The 5,937-nt window shown below is 51.1% G+C and carries 2 tRNA genes and 3 rRNA genes; all 5 read left to right on the top strand.

From position 1 onward, the window contains the following. Nucleotides 1-407 precede the first annotated feature (407 nt). Nucleotides 408-1,941: ribosomal RNA gene (locus ACFQY0_RS20755) — 16S ribosomal RNA — on the top strand. Nucleotides 1,942-2,141: 200 nt separating this feature from the next. Next, a tRNA-Ala gene (locus tag ACFQY0_RS20750) sits at nucleotides 2,142-2,217 on the top strand. 10 nt (nucleotides 2,218-2,227) lie between these two features. Continuing rightward, nucleotides 2,228-2,304: transfer RNA gene (locus ACFQY0_RS20745), tRNA-Ile, on the top strand. A gap of 336 nt (nucleotides 2,305-2,640) precedes the next feature. Next, nucleotides 2,641-5,489: ribosomal RNA gene (locus ACFQY0_RS20740) — 23S ribosomal RNA — on the top strand. A 288-nt stretch (nucleotides 5,490-5,777) separates the two neighbouring features. Continuing rightward, nucleotides 5,778-5,893, top strand: a 5S ribosomal RNA gene (rrf, locus tag ACFQY0_RS20735). The 16S, 23S and 5S rRNA genes sit together here with 2 tRNA genes alongside, the layout of an rRNA operon. Nucleotides 5,894-5,937 lie beyond the last annotated feature (44 nt).

The raw sequence follows: 5,937 nt of genomic DNA, 5'->3' as shown, positions 1-5,937 counted from the left end.
TCAAAAAACGTCCCGAAAGGTATTGACGTAACGGGGTGAAAATGTAGTTTCCCCCCGCCGCGCCGAACAGCGCAGCGCGAGAGACGAGAGTCGATCGGAAGTCGGGAACGGACCCAAGGGTCACCCTGACAATCTGATCGGCTTTTTAGTCCCCTCGATAACGGATCTTTTACAGCATGGCTCGGAGCCCTCGAAGATGAGGAATTGAAAGTGTGAAAGCACCGACAGTGCCAAATCGGGGAAGAGTTTCCGAGTGGAGAGAATAGGCTAAATTGTGTGCTGCATTACTGGATGGACTAAATCCTTGATGCAGTTGGGATTTTCCTGAGGCCGGGCTGAAAGGTTTCGGATCGAAGGAATTTCCAAGGTCAATTTTGGTCAGTGGTTTAAATCACTGGCATACGTTTTTTACGGAGAGTTTGATTCTGGCTCAGAACGAACGCTGGCGGCGTGTTTAAGACATGCAAGTCGCACGGAGAATATGAATAGCTTGCTAATTGTATTTTTAGTGGCGCACGGGTGAGTAACACGTGAGTAACATGCCTCATAGAGGGGAATAGCCCACCGAAAGGCGGATTAATACCCCATGGTCCCTCCTGGAAATGGAAGGGTAAAGGTGGCTTCGGCTGCCGCTATGAGATTGGCTCGCGCCCTATCAGCTTGTTGGTGAGGTAACGGCTCACCAAGGCGACGACGGGTACTTGGTCTGAGAGGACGATCAGGCACACTGGAACTGAGACACGGTCCAGACACCTACGGGTGGCAGCAGTCGAGAATAATTCACAATGGACGAAAGTCTGATGGTGCAACGCCGCGTGGAGGATGAAGGCCCTAGGGTCGTAAACTCCTGTCATTTGAGAGTAAGACCTGGGTGTTAATAGCACACAGGGTTGATAGTATCAAAAGAGGAAGGGACGGCTAACTTCGTGCCAGCAGCCGCGGTAATACGAAGGTCCCGAGCGTTGTTCGGAATCACTGGGCGTAAAGGGAGCGTAGGCGGTTTGGTAAGTCAGATGTGAAATCCCAGGGCTCAACCCTGGAACTGCATCCGATACTGCTAAACTAGAGTAATGGAGGGGTAACTGGAATTCTCGGTGTAGCAGTGAAATGCGTGGATATCGAGAGGAACACTCGTGGCGAAGGCGAGTTACTGGACATTTACTGACGCTGAGGCTCGAAGGCCAGGGTAGCGAAAGGGATTAGATACCCCTGTAGTCCTGGCAGTAAACGGTGTGCGCTTGGTGTGAGGGGTTTCGACCCCCCTTGTGCCGGAGCTAACGCGTTAAGCGCACCGCCTGGGAAGTACGGTCGCAAGACTAAAACTCAAAGAAATTGACGGGGACCCGCACAAGCGGTGGAGTATGTGGCTTAATTCGATGCAACGCGAAGAACCTTACCAGGGCTTGACATGTATCGCTAATCCGGTGAAAGCCGGTGAGACTTCGGTCACTTTACACAGGTGCTGCATGGCCGTCGTCAGCTCGTGTCGTGAGATGTTGGGTTAAGTCCCGCAACGAGCGCAACCCCTGTGATTAGTTGCCAGCACGTAATGGTGGGGACTCTAATCAGACTGCCCAGATCAACTGGGAGGAAGGTGGGGATGACGTCAGGTCAGTATGGCCCTTACGCCCTGGGCTGCACACGTACTACAATGCCCAGTACAATTAGAACCGAGACCGTGAGGTGGAGGAAATCTGAAAAACTGGGCCCAGTTCGGATTGGAGGCTGCAACTCGCCTCCATGAAGCCGGAATCGCTAGTAATGGCACATCAGCTACGGTGCCGTGAATACGTTCCCGGGTCTTGTACACACCGCCCGTCACATCATGGAAGCCGGTAGCACCCGAAGTATCATTTAATTGGTCCTAAGGTGAAGCTGGTAACTGGGATGAAGTCGTAACAAGGTAGCCGTAGGGGAACCTGCGGCTGGATCACCTCCTTTCTATGGAGTAGTTTCAAGCCCTCACAGGCCGCTGAAACAGGTCGAGTCCAATTTATCTGAGTGATCAGAGGTTGGATTCTGTGGGAGAGCAATTTCCCACAAACAATGTTAGTAGACTGACTGTTGATAGGTTTTGTGAAGTTTGGTGCTGCAGTGCACAATTTAGTCCTTATTCTCTCCTTTTTGTTCTCCTTTATTAAGGGGGTTTAGCTCAGTTGGTAGAGCGCCTGCTTTGCAAGCAGGATGTCAACGGTTCGAATCCGTTAACCTCCACCAATATCTAAATGGGCCTGTAGCTCAGTTGGTTAGAGCACACGCTTGATAAGCGTGGGGTCGCAGGTTCAAGTCCTGCCCGGCCCACCATTCTTTGCTCAACGAGCTGCGAATGGCAGGCCATCGATCAAAAGATGGCCAGCCCCCTTGAAGAAAACGAGAAACGAAAAACATGTAAGTGGAAGCGACGATGAACCGCTCTTTGACATCCATATGGAGAAAAAGAATATAAGTTTTTCAAGATTGCAAAATACGATTACTCACTAAGAGCCATCAACTTGAGCAGTCCTTGGAAATACTCGATTTCTAATAATGGTCATGAAAGTGACCATATTAACGGCAATAAGTCCGTGAGGGTAGGAGTGGTTTTCGATTCGTTGAAGACCGCAAGCAAACCTTACGGCAAGCTGATTTCGTTTTAATTGGAATCAAGCTTTAAAGGGCACAGAGTGAATGCCTTGGTGCTAACAGGCGATGAAGGACGTGATAAGCTGCGATAAGCTTCGGGGAGTGGCAAATACACTTTGATCCGGAGATTTCCGAATGGGGTAACCTAATGGTGTTAATACATCATTGTTTCTTCCTGAATACATAGGGAAGGATACGCGATACCCGGTGAAGTGAAACATCTCAGTAACCGGAGGAAAAGAAAGAGAATCGATTCCGTAAGTAGTGGCGAGCGAAAGCGGAAGAGCCCAAACCAGGAGCTTGCTCCTGGGGTTGTAGGGCCCCGACATGGGACCAATGAGGATAGGTGAAGGACCTGGAAAGTTCCGACATAGAGGGTGAAATCCCCGTAACCGAAATCCGAATTGGCCCTAGGGAGTCCCTGAGTAATGCAGCACACGTGAAACGTTGCATGAATCTGTGCGGACCACCGCATAAGGCTAAATACTAGTTAGCGACCGATAGTGAACCAGTACCGTGAGGGAAAGGTGAAAAGTACCGCTGTGAGCGGAGTGAAATAGAACCTGAAACCCTGTGCCTACAAGGTGTAAGAGCAGCTTCGGCTGTGATTGCGTGCCTTTTGCTTAATGAGTCTGCGAGTTGGTATCTGTGGCAAGCCTAAGTCCTTCCGGGACGGAGGCGAAGCGAAAGCGAGTCCGAATAGGGCGGAAATAAGTTGCAGGTGCCGGACCCGAAGCGGAGGTGATCTACCCTTGGCCAGGTTGAAGCGTAGGTAATACTACGTGAAGGACCGAACCGGTGAATGTTGAAAAATTCTCGGATGAGCTGAGGGTAGGAGTGAAAGGCTATTCAAACCCCGTGATAGCTGGTTCTCCTCGAAATGCATTGAGGTGCAGCGTCGCGTGTTGACTACTGGGGGTAGAGCACTGACAAGGCTAGGGCCCATACCCGGGTACCAAACCTTATCAAACTCCGAATACCAGTGGGTAGAACGCGGCAGTGAGACGGTGGGGGATAAGCTTCATCGTCAAAAGGGAAACAACCCTGATCAGCAGCTAAGGTGCCTAAATAATACTAAGTGGAAAGGATGTGGGATTTCACAGACAGTGAGGATGTTGGCTTAGAAGCAGCCACCATTTAAAAAATGCGTAATAGCTTACTCATCGAGAGATCCTGCGCCGAAAATGATTGGCGATAAGTATTATACCGAAGCTCTGGGTGTCATTGTCCTTCGGGACATTGGCGCGGTAGAGGAGCATTGTCAGCAGCGTTGAAGGTGGATGGCGACTGAAACTGGAGTGCTGACAAGAGAGGATGCAGACATGAGTAACGATAAGCCGGGTGAGATCCCCGGCCGCCGCAAACCCAAGGTTTCCAGGGCTACGTTTTTCGTCCCTGGGTTAGTCGGGACCTAAGCCGAGGCAGATATGCGTAGGCGATGGACAGCTGGTTAATATTCCAGCACTTCCGATCCTTAAACTGGGAGGACGCATGGTGAATGATGACTAGGTAATTGAATTCCGAGGTGAGGCTACGGCCGATCCGCATCATCTGAAGCTGTGCCTAGAAAAGTCCCAGTGTATGCTAAGGAACCCGTACCGTAAACCGACACAGGTGGGTGAGATGAGTATTCTAAGGCGCAAGAGTGAACCCTGGTTAAGGAACTCGGCAAATTAGCCCCGTAACTTCGGAAGAAGGGGTGCCCCTAGGCTTCGGCTGTGGGGGCCGCAGTGAAATGGCCCAACCGACTGTTTAGCAAAAACACAGCACTCTGCCAAGACGCAAGTCCAAGTATAGGGTGTGACACGTGACCAATGCGGAAAGATTAAGGTAAGATGTTAGCCCTTGTGGCGAAGCTTTGAACCCAAGTCCCCGTGAATGTCGGCCGTAACTATAACGGTCCTAAGGTAGCGAAATTCCTTGTCGGGTAAGTTCCGACCTGCACGAATCGTGTAACGAGTTGGGCACTGTCTCAACCAGGTGCTCAGTGAAATTGTAATGGCGGTGAAGATGCCGCCTACCCGCAGAAGGACGGAAAGACCCTATAGACCTTAACTGTAAGCTGTCATTGGCTTTTTGATTTACATGCTCAGCATAAGTGGGAGGCATTGAACCTGATCTTTAGGGGTCAGGTGAGCCATCAGTGAGATACCACCCTTGTGTATTGAAGAGTCTAACCTCATGCCATGAATCTGGCTGGGGAACAGTGTCAGCCGGTCAGTTTTACTGGGGCGGTATCCTCCTAAAGAGTAACGGAGGAGCGCGAAGGTGGGTTCAGCACGGTTTGCAACCGTGTGTCGAGTGCATAGGCATAAACCCGCCTAACTGTGAGGCAGACAAGCCGAGCAGATACGAAAGTAGGCCTAAGTGATCCGGCGGTTGAATGTGGAATTGCCGTCGCTCAACGGATAAAAGGTACCTTAGGGATAACAGGCTGATTTCGCCCAAGAGTTCATATCGACGGCGAAGTTTGGCACCTCGATGTCGGCTCGTCGCATCCTGGGGCTGGAGAAGGTCCCAAGGGTCCGGCTGTTCGCCGGTTAAAGCGGCACGCGAGCTGGGTTCAGAACGTCGCGAGACAGTTCGGTCCTCTATCCTCTGTGGGCGTAGGAAAATTGAGGGGTTTGCTTCCTAGTACGAGAGGACCGGAAGCAACGAACCTCTGGTGCACCGGTTGTCGTGTCAACGGCATGGCCGGGTAGCTAAGTTCGGTCTAGATAAGCGCTGAAAGCATCTAAGCGCCAAGCTATTCCCAAGATGAATTTTCCCTGAAGGATCGTGGGAGACTACCACGTTGATAGGGTGTAGGTCGAAGTCTGGTAACAGGCGTAGCCGAGCACTACTAATCATCCGTATGGCTTGATTCCTTTTACGAAATCATTATTTCCGAAGGACTATTAAGCTCAGGTGAATCTCGAAGTATAAGAGTGAATCGGGGCTCTCGTGGAAAACTTATCATACACTCTCTCCATATGGATGCCAGGGAGCGGCTCAGGCCTTAGCGGGCTGGTTATCGATGACCAATTGATGGTGATCGGCAATCAAGGAGTCGCGACCAAGTCAGACATCAATAGAAAACAGCCTGCGCGTATGCTCAAGGCACTCAGAAATCGGGTTTAGTGGAAACCAATTGTAGGAAACTATGAGACTCGGATTCTGGTGGTCATGGCACGGTGGAACCACCCGGTCCCATTCCGAACCCGGAAGTGAAACGCTGTTGCGCCGATGGTAGTGGGACGACAGGTCCTGTGAGAGTAGGTCGCCGCCAGGTATTTGCCTCGCACTAGCTAACGCTGGTGCGAGGCTCTTTTTTGC

Origin of the sequence: Haloferula chungangensis (genome assembly GCF_042664875.1) — a bacterium.
Lineage (GTDB): Bacteria > Verrucomicrobiota > Verrucomicrobiia > Verrucomicrobiales > Akkermansiaceae > Haloferula > Haloferula chungangensis.
Note: the sequence above shows the minus strand (reverse complement) of the source record. Positions and strands in the feature narration are given on the sequence as shown.